This window comes from Pseudomonas sp. LBUM1679, from assembly GCF_059695565.1.
The window spans coordinates 1,836,574-1,851,105 of the sequence record NZ_CP166774.1; the positions used below are offsets into that span (position 1 = coordinate 1,836,574).

Sequence of the window (14,532 nt, forward strand, 5' to 3'; positions counted from 1 at the left end):
TTCGTAGGATCGCTGCCACGGCATGAAGCGCTTGATTTATTGATCACCGCCCAAGCGCCCCAACCGATAGTCCCCACTCAAAACGCGCTGCCACCACTGGTGATTATCCAGATACCACTGAACGGTCTTCCGCAGGCCGGTCTCAAATGTTTCCTGCGGTACCCAGCCCAATTCACGCTCGATTTTCGATGCGTCGATTGCATAGCGCCGATCATGTCCCGGCCGATCCTTCACGAAAGTAATCAGCTCCTTGTAGGAGCGAGCTTGATCGCGATCCACCTCTAGCGGCACCAATTCATCCAGCAACTCACAAATGGCTTCCACCACCTCCAGGTTGCGTTTTTCGTTATGGCCGCCGATGTTATAGGTTTCACCTACTACGCCTTTGCTCACCACCTCGACCAGCGCCCGTGCATGGTCTTCTACATATAACCAGTCGCGAATCTGCGAACCATCGCCGTACACCGGCAACGGCTTGCCCGCCAAGGCGTTAAGAATTACATGCGGAACCAGCTTTTCCGGGAAGTGGTACGGCCCGTAGTTGTTCGAGCAATTTGTGACCAGAACCGGCAGCCCATAGGTACGCTGCCAGGCGCGGACCAGATGATCCGAACTGGCCTTAGAGGCGGAATACGGCGAGCTGGGTGCATAGGGTGTGGTTTCGGTGAACAGGTCATCCGTGCCTTCCAGATCGCCATACACCTCGTCGGTGGAAATATGGTGGAAGCGGAATGCGCTTTTCTCCGTTACCGACAAATCACTCCAATAACGGCGGGTCGCTTCGAGCAAGCTGTAGGTACCGACGATATTGGTTTGGATGAATTCAGATGGCCCGTCGATGGAGCGATCCACATGGGATTCGGCCGCCAGGTGCATCACCGCTGTGGGCTGGAACTCGGAAAACACCGCATCCAGCGCAGCCTCTTCACAGATATCCACCTGATAGAAGTGATAGCGTGGTGAATCGGCAGCTGAAGCCAGCGACTCGAGATTGCCGGCATAGGTAAGTTTGTCGAGATTAGCGACTTCTGCGGAAGTGTTGTCAATTAGATGACGAACGACGGCCGAGCCGATAAAACCAGCGCCACCTGTTACAAGAACTCGCATCAATGCTTCTCCGCGTAGCGACTATTCCAATAGCCTTTATACATGCTAAGTTTTTTCTTTAGTTTAACCGACAATCGCTTTTCATTCTGTCCCAGCTTGTAGGCTAGCAATTTAAATACATTACGCAGGATGGCTGACGGCCAGAGATGAAGACGTGTCGCCCCTAGAAAACTCAATTCGGATTTGACATAGCGCACACCTTCACCTCCCGCACCCCCAAAGCGCTGGCGGATCCAAGGTTCTCTCGCGTGAAACACGCCCATATCGAAATAGCGTCGGAACTCCTCTCCTATAGTGTAATTATGTGAATGCCGACAACCGGCTCCGCCCACATAAGCAACTTTCCAGCCGCCGATTAGCATTTTAGCCGCTACGTACATATCTTCAGCGAAAATTACATGTTCTGGAAATCCACCGACAGCTTTTAGGGCTAGACCGCGATAAGCTGCAAATGAGTTTGACATAAATGCCGTTTTCAATCCCAGAGTAAGCGCATCATCTAACGATTTGATTTGTGATGTTTCGGGATAATTAAAGAACCGAGCGTGCTGTGCAAGAGGAGAGGCATCTAAGTGCGGTAACTGCCGACCGCAAACTGCACCGACCTTTTCATCAGCGAAAGGAACAATCAATCGTTCAATAGCCTTTGAGTCCTCTAGGTATGCATCTTGAGTCATGAATACGTAAACGTCGTAATCGATGCTCTGATTCACCATCATCTGCCGGGTGCCGCCATGATTAAACTGGCTGCTAGGGATGGTTACAAAATTTTCAACACGGGATAAAGCCAGCTCGCCAGTTCCATCCTTGGAACTTGAGTCGACCACATACAGATCAAACTCGACGCTCTGCCTATCAAGTGAATCTAGGAGACGAGCAAGATCATCTCTGCCGTTATAGGTGGGTACGATACAAGCGACGCGCACCAAGGGTGTATCAGTTGAAATCGGCATGCTAGATTATTTCCATTCTTCAGGACAGTTTTGCTTCCAATCGGCAAAAGCACCTTCTAGGGTGTATATATAGGGGTAGCCGTGATCCACCAAATAAGCGGGTAAAATATTATTGGAGCGCACTAGTTTGCGGATGCGCACTGGACTAAAGGGGTGATTGATTCCTAGAGGCTTGGCAATTGCGTCTATAACATACGCTACTGTTAGCAACAGGCGGTATGGCACCCCCGGAACTGTGCGCTTCACGCCCGCTACTTTGCAGACGGTATTCACATACTCTTCAATGGAAGGCCCCGGGCTCATAGACATATTGAAAAGGCTAACGTTCTCGCCCTTCGCCTCCTGCTTCTGCAACACCCACCACATTGCATTGCACAATTCCTTTACATAAATTCCAGCTTTACGGGTATCGCGGTTGCCCATATAGAAGAAATAGCGCTGCATCACTGCTTTGATGAGGCGTGAAACGTTCCCGCCTTCCCCAGGACCGAAAACAACACCGGGACGAACTATTACCAAACGCCTACGAGAATCATCGCGCGCCTGCCATATTTGATGGATTTTTTCGGCAGCTAATTTTGAGCCCCCATAAGCAGTAGCTGGAACTGGAAGCGAGTTTTCATCCTTGGACTCTTCGCTTGGTCCATAGGGCGAGATGGAACTGGTAAATATAATTTTATTGCAATCTAACCTTTCCGCCCAAGCACAGACATTCTCCGCTCCACGAAGGTTAGTTTCGTAGTACTCGGGATCTTCGTGACCTGGCTCGCGGTGCACGGCGGCAAAGTTGGCGATCAGAACCACGGGTTCAGGCGGTGTCCAAGTGATATGTCGGTTCACATTACCTTCAACAACAATGAGCCTAGATTCCCTAGAAACAATTGCTTTCCTATAGGCGCTAGTTTTTTGATCAATAGGCTCTTTATCGTACAAGTAGACTTTATCCACCTTGCCTTTTTCGAGCAGATATTGGGCAAAAAAAACGCCAATGAAGCCTGTACCACCAAAAATCACTGCGCAAGCCATTAGGAGCCTCTAAAGAAAATTATAATCGAAAAATTTTTGACTGGGGTTATATTTAAATTCTGGATTGTTCGTTTTGGATTATTGATTTATAGCAGTTCAGTAAGGATTTTACATGTGCTTCCGAATTAGGAGGTGACGCCCAGTAATTGTCATAAGCACGCCGTCCCAACTCTGCTGCGAGTTCAGGGTCATTTTTAAGAACTCTGATAGCTTCCGAAAGCGAATTTGAATCGCCTCCCTTAAACCATAATCCGGTCACATTTGGATCTACAAAGTCCCTTCCAGCACATCCATCGGATACTATACAAGGAATACCCAGTGCTGCAGCTTCTACGACGACCATCCCTTGAGTTTCGTATAACATTGAAGGGACAACAATAGCTCTCGAATTTTTTATATACTCACAAACTTGATGCCGATCGGCCCATCCAGTAAATTCCGCAGTGGGGCAGATATTTCTCAACGAGTCAATTAAGTCTCCTGCGCCTACAAAGCGTGCTTTCGCGCCTGCAGATTTGGCAGCTTCGGCAAACAACTCGACGCCTTTCTCTGCCGCTAGCCGTCCAACAAAAGTTATGCTTTCGGAAAGTTTCGGGTTCCCAGGTGAGGTTTTTGAAATGTCTATAGGGTTTTTAACTTCCCATAAAATAGAATTTTTCGACAAAAATGGTTCTAGTATGTTTTTACTGAAATCGGAAACATAAATGAAGTTTGATATTTTTCTTGGCATACCTGCATTCTGTGTCATTCCTTGTCGTGCAATACGCCAAAGTTTTTGCGGGTAGCTTCGCGCATCACAGTTTGTCCGCAAACAATCGTACGACATAGGGGTTTTCTTACAGATTTCTTTCGTCTGGTAATTATAAAACCCCCCATTTGGACATGCGCTAAAATAGTCATGCAACGTTACTACGTGAGGGAGCCCGCTATCTATGACTGATTTGAGAGCACTTGGTGATAAAGACTTAACCCAAGTATGGATGTGAACGATTGTGTCTGTAGGAGAATATTTCTCTAATATTTTAGATATGGTAGATGCAATGCCTTTGTTCCATATTCCCACGCAAAATGCATTTAATTTGCTAGGGTTTGTTAATAGATCATGCTGTTTTAAATCAATCAAAGTTATGTTTTGATGTATTAAGAACGGATCCACCGTTCCTGTACCAAAAATATACACTACTTTGTTGCCGTTATCAGCGAGTGCGCGCGCGCTGACCAATGCTACTTGGGCCGCACCGCCATTTACAGATGCATAATCGTTTATAATGATTATATTCATAGGTATTCTTAAAATTAAGTAACTATTAAATAATGGGAGCGCAGAAAAAATATTGTTGTCAATACCGATTAATTATCGCATTTCACAACTAGCTTGTCGGTTGTAAAAAGCTAGTTTGTACGGCATGAGCTGCTTTTGTCCTGCTGGAAATTTTTCGCTGATTAAAAAGGTAAAAAGCGGCAATTAAGAAAATAAATACTCCAGGTGAGAAATATCCTACGCCTCGAACAAATAGCTCAACCGAAAATGTAATTATTATACTGTACGAAATCAATAGCTTGCTATTTTCTCGCTGCTGGTTGTTCAGCAAAATTTGCCTTACTGATTTTACACTTCTAATGCAACAGAGAATGTAGGCGATAATTAGATAGATGCCCAGGTATCCTAGTTCTGAGACAGTTTTGGCGGCTAGGAAACCACCATCTTCCCGATTTAATTCACCATTCACATTGCCCATGACTTTCGCAATTGCAAATGCGTAAGTGGATGGCGGTTGAGTGCCCAGCATCTGAAGCCCTAGCCCCAACCCATTGGTTAATTCGAGAGAGTTCTGGCTGTCTTGCAAACCCTGTAAATAAACAAGGGCGGTTGTATTTGTAGTATCGCCTGAGAGGGTCAGTCTACTAGTGAAGTACTCATTGGACATGATAGCGTTCACGCCTAATGAAGCTGAAATAATAATGGCTGGAAACGCCAAAAACACAACCGTAGTTTTCAGAGTTAGAATCAATATGAGACTAGTAATCACAACATAAGTAAGGAGAGTAGTATTAGGAATTAATAGGGAGATTGTGGTAACAGCTGCTAACGATATAAGTCGTGTGCTCCAAGATTTATTTGTCACAGAGTAAATGCACGTAAATCCCCCTAGATATAAAGCGTAATGGCTAGGTTCTAAAAAGGGAAACATCGGCTGGCCATGCGTATAACCTAAGCTCTTGCCTATTGCATAAGAGGTGGATATGTGAAGCAATCCTAAAAAAACCATAAGGTAAAAAATATAATGACAAGCCTTTAGTAGAGCTTTGCTATCAATTTTTGAGAACATGAAAGAAACAATATATGCGGATAATATGTTCAGAATTAACGGAAAAATTGAAAAGTAAGACTTTGATTGCCATGCGCCTATAAATACATGCTGAGCAAGAAAGTAAAAGATTAATAAGCCAAACCCATACGCCAAACTTTTTCTTATCCTTGTCATCTTTTTGATTTGCTTTAGGCAAATTAGTATGCAGAGTATCGAGCAAATTACCGTTCCCGAGGAAAATGTCTTTATTTCGGATGATATTGTTAATAGGGGGGGTAGAGCACCTATCATTAGCGTAACTAGGAAAATAATAAAAAATTTATAGTTAATAGTTAGCACGTTAATGGCTCAACAAAAGTAACCCTACGTTTTTTTTGCATAGCGTTAGTGAGAGGAAGTCGACAGTATAGCTGTGCGAGAGTTTGTATTTGATCTTTTAGTTTGCGGACATCTCCTTGGTTTGAGATTGGACGTAGTCATCTTTAGATCTTAAAGTGTTTGGGTCTATATTTGAGTTAAGTGCGTCAATTATATATTTTTTTGATTTGTCACGAAGTTCCTTTAGCTTTGCTCTAATTGTTAAAAAATCAATTTCGCCATTCAAGATATTTTTGATATCTTCAGTCGATTTTATAGCATAGCTACTAGCGCCAACTGCGTCTAAAAGACTCATAATACGATTCAAGCCAGTTGGTGGAGGGGTTACAATAAAAGGTTTCTCGAAATTTATTGAGAATGCTGTACCGTGAAACGAATTAGTAATAACAAACGACGCATTTGAAAATAGTTCGATGAACTCTGCCGGCCCCGCATCTTTGATGTGTTCTTTGCATCTGATTGTCGTGAAGGGATCTTGATCTATTACAATCACATCGAGTCCTAGTGCGTCGGCTACGATAGATACGGTTTGGTCCAGTATTTTATTTTTTCGTAATACGTAAACTAGTATGTATTCCTTGTTTTTGCTAATTTTCGAAGTTTTTAACTTGGATGTCCACTCTGTTTTATCAAGAAGAAGAGTTGGGTCCAGTACGTGCTGTATATTTTTATTTAAGAGTTTGCTTAAGTATTTGGCTGAGTCTGATTCCCGAACCGATATACTACTAAAGCTACTCAAATAGTTGCATACTTCTTCAGATTCTTTTTCTGTGTATTTGTGTGAGCCCATGCTAGAAGCGTAGGATATTTTTTTTCCGGAGTTGGCAAAGTTCAGGAAATAATTAGGGTCTAGTAACTGATTTTCACTGATGATGTCTGGATTCCAAATTTGATCGCTGCCGCAAACCAAAACATCATATTTTTTTGATAATTCCGCGAGATTTTTTGTTCGCGGGCCAGAAAGTTTATAATTGTTTTCGAAGAATAATCTGAATTTTTTAAGTATTCTTAATTTTGGAAAAAACCGCAGTACGTCTTTACCAAGTCGAAGTACATCTCTTGGCTGGGTTCCAAATCGTAACAATTGAATGGTTTTATCGGTGTGAGAGTTATGATAGTTAATAATTTCGGTATCTCCGAAATTGCTAAAAAATTCTTGTGTTGCGTAAGTTTGAAGTACAGCACCATAGTTGCAGGAGTTGTGTATGGTAACTAATCCGATTTTCATTTGGACATCTCTTGAACTGGTTTGCGCAGGACTTTAATCAGGTCTACATAGTGTGATTGAAAGTCTGGATCTATTTTAAAGGCGGGTCCGAAGATTGCTTCATTTTCTATATGGAATTTATTGCCCAGCCGATTTTTAATTTCAAGAACGTAATCAAACGACTCTCTCGTGGAAAGATTGCCTTGATTAATAAAAATGTTCATGCCTTTTTTAGAAGGTGAGTATGAAATACTCTTTAATTTTTTTAATATTAGCCAGTTGATTGGAGCATTGCTTGGGCTTTTCCTGTTAATGAATTTGCTCAGTGGGTTTTTGAACATTAGTTTCATTAAGAAATAGCTAATTTTGTAGAGCTTGCTTTCGTTTTTGATAAGTTCTTCATAGAAATTGCGTTCGACAGAAAACATACTGCCAAGATTAGGATAGGAAAACTCCTGGTAGGAATGTCGAGCGATATGATAGGTTTCAATTTTTTTTGCGATTTCGGCCTGTTTATTACTTTTTTGTAAGCTAAGCCGAACGCTAGTGATTATATGGCTCGAGTTTTTGAATAGTGAGGTTCTATATTTAAAGTTGCAATCTTCTTTTGAAATTCTGTGCTGTGCACCCGTGTGATCTAAATAGTCTATGCTAATAATGTGATCTGAAATGCAATAACCGTACGCCCCTGCATTCATAAAAACAGCACCACCAATACTTCCAGGTATTCCTTCTAGGCCTTCAAATCCAGGTGCGCCATTGACAACAGCTATCCTGACAAAGTCCTGCAATGAATAACCACAGCCAACATCAATATAGTTTGAGTTTGTAGATATATCGGTGAGGTTTTTGGTTGATATTATTACGCTGTATTCGATTTCATCGAATAAAATAATATTTGAGGTGAAGCCTACGATCTTGTATTCGATTTTATTATTATTAAGATAGTTAATCGTTTTTGCGAGGGTTTCTGTGCTCTGAGGGGTGATGTAAACTTTAATTAAGCCGCCAGTTTTAAAAAAGGTTTCGAACTTTATAGTGTGGTCACATTTGTGCCAGACATTTTCCTTTGATAAAAATAACTTTAATTCACTTAGTGTTGTTTCAAACATGATCGGGACCTTCAAATTTTTTGTGTGCTGGGCAGCTTTACGTTAATGACTTTTCGCTGGGCATAATAGTAATAAAGAGAAATCAAAAGGAAATCTGAAAATACTGTTGAAATTGCGGCACCATAAATATTGTATTTGTTTATGAGGGCGATGCTCAGGATCGTATTGAAACCTGCAGCAATACCCATGAGCTTCACCTTGAGTTTCATATGTTCTTGGGTTACCAGCGCAACTCCAACACTACTGGCTAGAAAGCGAAGCGGGGCACACAGTGAAAGTATCTGGATTACAAGTACAGCTGATTTATACTGCTCCCCGAAAAAAAAGGGTATTGCCCATGGTGAAAATAGCATAATGCAGATCATGGCCATAATGCCCAATATGAGCATCGCAATGTTTCCTTTTTTATAAACAGCTACAAACTTTTCTCGGTCATGAATAGCCCATCTATGGATTTTGGGGAGTAGGAATTTTTGATAGATAACGCTTGGAGTTAGATAAACTGCAGTCATTACGGCAAAAGCTACATTGTAAATTCCAGCTTCTCTAGTTCCTGTCAGATAACCTATTAATATTATGTTGATCTGGAACATGACTAAGTGAAATGTTGCCGCCATTCCGAAAGGAAGTGCGTCGAAAAATACTTGTTTAGGGGTTGGTAAAACACCTGTAAGAATGTTTATGTTTTCTTTGTGTCCCTTTAAATATAGTTCGTTGCGCCTCAGTTTTTTCATTTCTATAAACCCCCAGATAATTACCGGGATCGACACGATTGCGTACAATATCGCAATGCTGAACGCGTTTATAGACTCAGGTGATAGGAGTGAGAGTATGTAAATTAATATCAGGCGTAGGGCGTGTGGTGAAATTTGTAAAAGGCTAAGGAGTTGATAACGCTCTTCTAGTTGCAATTTTGCACTTGTTATTTCTATATAAACTAATTGACCCATGTGTATAATGAGTATTATTAAGATTAGCGTGGATTCTATGGGGTGGGGGCCGAATATTGCCCAAGTAACTATTAAGCTAAAAGTTATCGTTGTTGAAACCCTGATAAATCTAAATGAAGCTGGTATCCATCTTAAACCCTGTGAACCTTCGCTCCCAAAGATTTTCAACCATAGCTGGCCGATGCCAAAACCAGCCAGCGGGACCAATAAAGTCGTGGCGGATAATGATGCTGACAGTAGGCCGTAATCACTAGCACCTAATAATCTAGCGAGCGTTATTTGGGTAATAAAAGCCAATAGAGCGGCGAAAATGGATGAAACCCAAAGTAAAGATAGGGCCTTTAATGATTTGATGATATTCATATTAAGGCATCATTTTAAATGTGGGTTACTACCAAAAAATTCGAAAGTTAGTTTGTTGGTGTTCAAAGCATCTTCTCTGTTTTCGATAGGGTAGGGGGCGTCGAATTCATCGCTCTGGCAGGAAGGCGACTTTGCAGAATGCGGTAGATTCAATAGATGTCTTTCGACAATAGAGTGAACGGCGTTTTTATCAAAATTTTTATATCCAGCCACAACGACCAATTATTGATGTACGCAAGGTCCAGCTCTACACGTTTCTCCATTTTGTCTATAGTTTCTGTTTCACCGCGGAAGCCGCTTATCTGCGCCAAGCCAGTAATTCCTGGTTTGATCCGATGTCGTGCCATATAAGCGTCGATTTTGCCTGTGTAGTAATCGTTATGCGCCAATGCATGAGGCCGAGGGCCAACCAGCGACATTCGGCCTTGTAGAGCATTGAATAGCTGTGGCAACTCGTCGATGGATGTGCTGCGTATAAACTGGCCGACACGGGTAATTCGTGGGTCGTCTCGGCTGGCTTGTTTGACTGCTTGGTCGTCGTGCACTCTCATGGAGCGGAATTTCCAGACCTTGATGATCTTGCCATTCCAGCCATGGCGTTTTTGCTTGAATAGCACCGGTCCGGGCGATGACAACTTCACAGCGATGGCGGTGCCCAGAAGTACAGGGCTGAGCAGGATTATTGCTATTAAAGCGATTGTACGATCCAGCACGGCTTTGGAGAGTGCCGCAGTAGGGTAGGAAGTTAGGGGGCTTTCATTGAGGTGGATAGCGGGTAGTCCCTCGATTTCCGATACGGAGTGGTTGAGTAGAATCAGACTTTGCAGGTCTGGAATCCAGATCACGTCGACACTAGAGTCCAGTAGATCGATATAGAGTTCTTCGATCTTTTCGGCCTCTGTAAGTGGCAATGCGATGTAGAGGCGGCGTATGCGATGAGTCGCGATCAGGTCCCGCAGGTGGGCTAGGCTGCCTAAAATGGGGTACAGGCTGTTGTTCGGTAACGGCAAATCGTCTGCAGCTACTAGACCAATTAACGGTTCTTTTTTTTGTTGAGCCAATTTGTCTGCAAGGTCGAGTGCGAGTTCGCCCGTTCCGATGATTAGCGATGTGCGAGCGGCCTGAAGCTTCTGTTGGTAGCGCTTAGCGAGGTTATGCAGCGGTAAGTACAGGACGGCTTGCAACACAAAACCGGATAAAGCAAGGGTAATGATCACCTCGCGCGAGAATAGCTCGCTGGTTTTGGTGATGAATGCCATTACCATTAAACCTGAGAGTAACGCTAACCACCCGGCAAGGAGACGACCCAGACCAACGAGATAACTGTGCTGCTTATGGTAGACCTGCATCATAGAGTAGGCCGGGACGGAACCGAGCAGCATTAGCACGCTAAGAACGCGATATTGGGTATCGACCTCCCCTGTTTTTATCTCTGCTAGTGCGCAAAGCAGGAGGATGAGTACGGTGATAGCGGCGAGCCATTGGGCCCAGAAGGTAAGGCCGCGGCCTGCTGGCATTGTGGTGGTGCGCTTGCGAATCAAGATAAAGTCCCTCGCGTTGGAATGGACATAGCCTTCCAGACTGTGCCCGCTGTGGGGAGGAATTACCTCCATGCAGCTGGAGATACTGTTTGGGCCTGAGGCACAAACCGGTCGTTGTCGTGGCGTTCCCCGTATCCGTGGCAGGGGACGCACTTGCCTTGGCCAATATCAAGGTTTTGGGCACGCTACCGCCCCAGGATTCACCGTTGGTTTCCTGAGAACGTGCGCCGTGGGTGCGACGTGAGCCGAATGCACAAGCGCTGGCAATTTTTAGGGAGAAAGGATCAATCAGGCAGGGCCGAGTCTTTGCTCGGTTAATAGCGCGCAGAGGAGATAAGTCTTTCCTTGACTGCTGCACAACATGAGGTCTGTGCAATGGCATCCCGCCGAAATGAGTTGTTTTCTCAGCCGACGGCGCATTTTACTGAATTGGTGGGAAAAGTGAAGGCAAATACAGTCTTGGGTGAAAGATCCTACATACGGGACTGAGTGTTTTGAGTAGTGGATCACGGATTCGGTTTTGGGAGTGAATTGGGGTGGGGTAGTGGCTTTTTGATATGTACTTGAGGTTTTAGCCGTACAGATTCGGGCTTTGGTGGAAAACGGCGTAATTGATTGTAGTGGCAGGGGGACGAGGTGCTTTGTCAGATACATACGGCGGGTGTTTTACGGGGGAGAGGGGCTAGGGCTTGGATTAAGGTCAAAAGATCGCAGCCTTCGGCAGCTCCTACAGGGGGATGGTGTTGTGGATGTATTGTTTTTGTTTTAGAGAGCGTTTGTGGGGTCAGGTTTTTTCTATGGCACTGATCGGGATGGTTAGGGTGTGTTCGCGGTGTAGTAGTTGTAGGAGGATTACGATGCGTTCGGCGCCGTCGCGGGAGAGGAAGATGGCCTCGAGTTCTTTGTAGTTGCCGCTGTTGATTCGCACGCGGTCTCCGGGCTCAAGCGATACGGATTCTTGCGGTTTTTCGCTGAGTCGTTGTTTGAGTTGGTCGATGAGTTCGTCTGCTACGGCGATAGGTTGTTTGCCGAACGTCACCAGTTGGTTCACTCCGCGGGTTGAGCGGATGGGGTGCCAGTTATCGTTCAGTTGGTCGAGCTGGATGAACAGGTAGCCAGGGAACAATGAATCCACCGAAGTGATGCGACGGCCGCGTTGGATGCGTTCGATATTATGGGTGGGGCGGTAGCACTTGAAGGCTTGGCGCGTCAGGTTTTCCTCGGCGCGAGAGTCTTGCCGTGGTTTGCACTGGATCAGGTACCAGCGGGGTGGCGGGTGCTGGGGTGGCATGCAGGAGCTCTCATGGGTCGATCAGGGCAGCGGCGCTGCCCTGATATTCCGGTGTTATTTGTCTGAAGCGTATTCGTACTGGTAGTAGCTGTAGTTGCCGTAACCATAGGCAGACGCTTTGCGTTCCACGGCGTTGAAAATCGCGCCTTTGACGACAATGCCGTTCTGTTCGAAGCGGCGCTTTGTCACCAGAATTTCCTTGGCGGCATTGACGCCGAAACGGGTCACGATCAAGCTGGTGCCAGCTTGGCGGCCGACCAGGGCGGCATCGGTGACCGCCAGGATCGGCGGGGTATCGATGATGATCAGGTCGTATTGGCTGCTGACGTTTTCCAGAAATTGGGTGAAGTTACTATGCATCAGCAATTCAGACGGGTTCGGCGGGATCTGTCCGCGAGTGATGACGTGCAGGTTGTCCACTTCGGTCGTGTGGGTTGCGGTGTTCAGGTCGATTTTGCCAGCCAGCAGATCAGACAAGCCGTTGCTCACGTCTTTGCGGAACAGTTTGTTCAGGTAACCCTTGCGCATGTCGGCGTCGACCAGCAGCACCTTCTGTCCAGTCTGGGCGATGATGGCCGCCAGGTTGCACGAGACGAAGGATTTACCTACGGCTGGGCTTGGGCCAGAGATCATCAGGATGTTGTTCTTGGCCTCCAGGGTCGCGAAGTGCAGGCTTGTACGCAGGCTGCGTAACGATTCCACGGCAAGGTCCGCGGGGTTGTTTACCGCCAGCAGCAGTGAGCCGGTACTGGCGCGGCCGTTACCCTTCAGATTGTTCTCAATTAGAGATTGTCCCTTGCTGAGCGGAATCGAGGCGTAAACGGGGATGCCCAGTTGCTCGATAGTCTCCGGGTCTTCGACGCCGCGGTTCAACGCTCTGCGGATCAGTACGTAAGCCACAGCAATCAATCCGCCGAGCAGGGTGGCGATCAGCACGATCAGCGTTTTTTTCGGTTTGACCGGTTTCTCTATATTTGCATCTGCCGAGTCAATTATGCGCACGTTGCCCACTGTACCCGCGCGAACAATGTCCAGCTCTTGGGTTTTGTTCAGCAGCTGGGTGTATATCTCGGTGGTGACTTGCATGTCGCGGGCCAAGCGCAGCAGTTCCTGTTGGGTTTCCGGTAGATTTTTGACCTTTTTTTCCAACGTGCGTTTTTGTTGATCAAGTTGCCCCATCTGGGTTATCAACGCCTGGTAAGCTGGATGCTCGCGAGTGAAGCGGTGCTCCATTTCCGCTTGCTTGAGCTTCAGTTCGGAGATCAGGGTTTCCAAGGCTACGATTTGATCAAGAACGGCTTTGGTTTCGATGGTGATGTCCACCGATCGGGCGCTGGTTTGGTAAGCGTTGAGCTGGCCTTCGGCTTTTTCCAGTTGCTTGCGCACATCGGGTAACTGGGTTCGCAGGAACTCAAGACTTTGCGCGGCTTCCGCAGAGTTGCGCTGAACGTTCTGCAGTACATAGAGCCTGTTGATTTCGTCGAGCACCTTATTGGCCAGCGCTGGATCTTCATTTTCGAGTGACAGGGCTATAATGCCGGATTCCTTGCCGCGCTCGCTAGCCGATACGTCTTCCTGGTATTGCAGGATGGCATTGAGGCGGCGCTGTTTGGTGACGTCGAACAGCGCGCCGGCATTGGCATTAAGTGCAGCGACTTGTAGCTTGAAGCCATTGCGCTCAAGCTTTTCTCCAGTCTGACCACTAAGAAGGACTTCGTCGTCATCATTGAGCAGGGTGAAGGCGTTGTTGCCTTCGGCGCGCAGTGTCAGACCTTCACCCAAATATGCATCCGGCACTTCAATCTGAAAGATATCGAGTTTTTCGCCGCCCCATGTATAGCGGTTCAGGCCAAGCAATGGTGAGGCCAACTCATTTTCACTGTCTGGCTTAAAACGTCGACTCAGGAAGTGACCAATCATCGGGAAGTAGTTCGGCTCAATAATAATGTCGAGCTTAAGGTTCTCCACCGCCTTACCTAGTACGGCCCGGGATTTAAGCAACTCGATTTCGGTTACGGCCGGAGAAGTACCACCGAACATCTCACTCATTTCCGCCATGCCACCCAGCGCAGCCATACCGCCTTTCTTCTCTTCAACCTGAACGAGCGCGTTCGCCTGATAAATCGGAGTGGACAACAGGGCGACAGCGACACCCACTGCGCAAAATAACGCAGTGATGCCAATGATAATCCACTTGCTATCGATCAAAGTGCCGAATAGCGCGAGCAGATCGATGTTGTCATCGTCGTCGCGGTGATCCTGAATAGGTAGGCTGTTTTGGCTTGGCATGCG

General features: G+C 46.0%; 11 protein-coding genes. All 11 read right to left on the bottom strand.

The features are described from left to right. Positions 1–36: 36 nt before the first annotated feature. Positions 37–1,107: a dTDP-glucose 4,6-dehydratase gene (rfbB, locus tag ACA062_RS08480; RefSeq protein WP_497455983.1), complete on the bottom strand. Its 1,071-nt coding sequence runs from the start codon at positions 1,105–1,107 to the stop codon at positions 37–39. Beyond that, a complete protein-coding gene (locus tag ACA062_RS08485) occupies positions 1,107–2,060 on the bottom strand; it encodes a glycosyltransferase family 2 protein (RefSeq protein WP_497455984.1) in 954 nt (317 codons plus the stop codon). Before ACA062_RS08485 ends, rfbB begins: the two co-directional genes overlap by 1 nt. A gap of 6 nt (positions 2,061–2,066) precedes the next feature. Continuing rightward, entirely contained in the window at positions 2,067–3,086 is a 1,020-nt protein-coding gene (locus ACA062_RS08490) for an NAD-dependent epimerase/dehydratase family protein (RefSeq protein ID WP_497455985.1), read from the bottom strand. Between the two features lie 52 nt (positions 3,087–3,138). Continuing rightward, positions 3,139–4,368, bottom strand: coding sequence for a glycosyltransferase family 4 protein (locus ACA062_RS08495; protein WP_497455986.1), 1,230 nt, complete (start codon positions 4,366–4,368; stop codon positions 3,139–3,141). 88 nt (positions 4,369–4,456) lie between these two features. Further along, positions 4,457–5,416 (bottom strand): hypothetical protein, encoded by a 960-nt coding sequence (locus tag ACA062_RS08500; protein WP_497455987.1) that lies wholly within the window; start codon positions 5,414–5,416, stop codon positions 4,457–4,459. A gap of 418 nt (positions 5,417–5,834) precedes the next feature. After that, the gene (locus tag ACA062_RS08505) at positions 5,835–7,004 is read right to left on the bottom strand and encodes a polysaccharide pyruvyl transferase family protein (protein WP_497455988.1); all 1,170 of its coding nucleotides are present in this window, start codon (positions 7,002–7,004) and stop codon (positions 5,835–5,837) included. Continuing rightward, entirely contained in the window at positions 7,001–8,095 is a 1,095-nt protein-coding gene (locus tag ACA062_RS08510) for a UDP-N-acetylmuramate dehydrogenase (RefSeq protein ID WP_497455989.1), read from the bottom strand. The genes ACA062_RS08505 and ACA062_RS08510 overlap by 4 nt, the downstream gene beginning before the upstream one ends. Before the next feature lie 11 nt (positions 8,096–8,106). Further along, the gene (locus tag ACA062_RS08515) at positions 8,107–9,408 is read right to left on the bottom strand and encodes an oligosaccharide flippase family protein (protein WP_497455990.1); all 1,302 of its coding nucleotides are present in this window, start codon (positions 9,406–9,408) and stop codon (positions 8,107–8,109) included. A gap of 149 nt (positions 9,409–9,557) precedes the next feature. Then, a complete protein-coding gene (locus ACA062_RS08520; protein ID WP_497455991.1) occupies positions 9,558–10,949 on the bottom strand; it encodes an undecaprenyl-phosphate glucose phosphotransferase in 1,392 nt (463 codons plus the stop codon). A 784-nt stretch (positions 10,950–11,733) separates the two neighbouring features. Continuing rightward, on the bottom strand, positions 11,734–12,240 hold the full coding sequence (gene rfaH, locus ACA062_RS08525) for a transcription/translation regulatory transformer protein RfaH (protein WP_497455992.1): 507 nt from the start codon (positions 12,238–12,240) through the stop codon (positions 11,734–11,736). A 54-nt stretch (positions 12,241–12,294) separates the two neighbouring features. After that, entirely contained in the window at positions 12,295–14,529 is a 2,235-nt protein-coding gene (locus ACA062_RS08530; protein ID WP_497455993.1) for a polysaccharide biosynthesis tyrosine autokinase, read from the bottom strand. Positions 14,530–14,532: the final 3 nt, after the last annotated feature.

Coding starts and splice junctions, on each gene's coding strand:
- rfbB (WP_497455983.1), bottom strand. CDS start 1,107: ATGCGAGTTCTTGTAACAGGTGGCGCTGGTTTTATCGGCTCGGCCGTC.
- ACA062_RS08485 (WP_497455984.1), bottom strand. CDS start 2,060: ATGCCGATTTCAACTGATACACCCTTGGTGCGCGTCGCTTGTATCGTA.
- ACA062_RS08490 (WP_497455985.1), bottom strand. CDS start 3,086: ATGGCTTGCGCAGTGATTTTTGGTGGTACAGGCTTCATTGGCGTTTTT.
- ACA062_RS08495 (WP_497455986.1), bottom strand. CDS start 4,368: ATGAATATAATCATTATAAACGATTATGCATCTGTAAATGGCGGTGCG.
- ACA062_RS08500 (WP_497455987.1), bottom strand. CDS start 5,416: ATGTTCTCAAAAATTGATAGCAAAGCTCTACTAAAGGCTTGTCATTAT.
- ACA062_RS08505 (WP_497455988.1), bottom strand. CDS start 7,004: ATGAAAATCGGATTAGTTACCATACACAACTCCTGCAACTATGGTGCT.
- ACA062_RS08510 (WP_497455989.1), bottom strand. CDS start 8,095: ATGTTTGAAACAACACTAAGTGAATTAAAGTTATTTTTATCAAAGGAA.
- ACA062_RS08515 (WP_497455990.1), bottom strand. CDS start 9,408: ATGAATATCATCAAATCATTAAAGGCCCTATCTTTACTTTGGGTTTCA.
- rfaH (WP_497455992.1), bottom strand. CDS start 12,240: ATGCCACCCCAGCACCCGCCACCCCGCTGGTACCTGATCCAGTGCAAA.
- ACA062_RS08530 (WP_497455993.1), bottom strand. CDS start 14,529: ATGCCAAGCCAAAACAGCCTACCTATTCAGGATCACCGCGACGACGAT.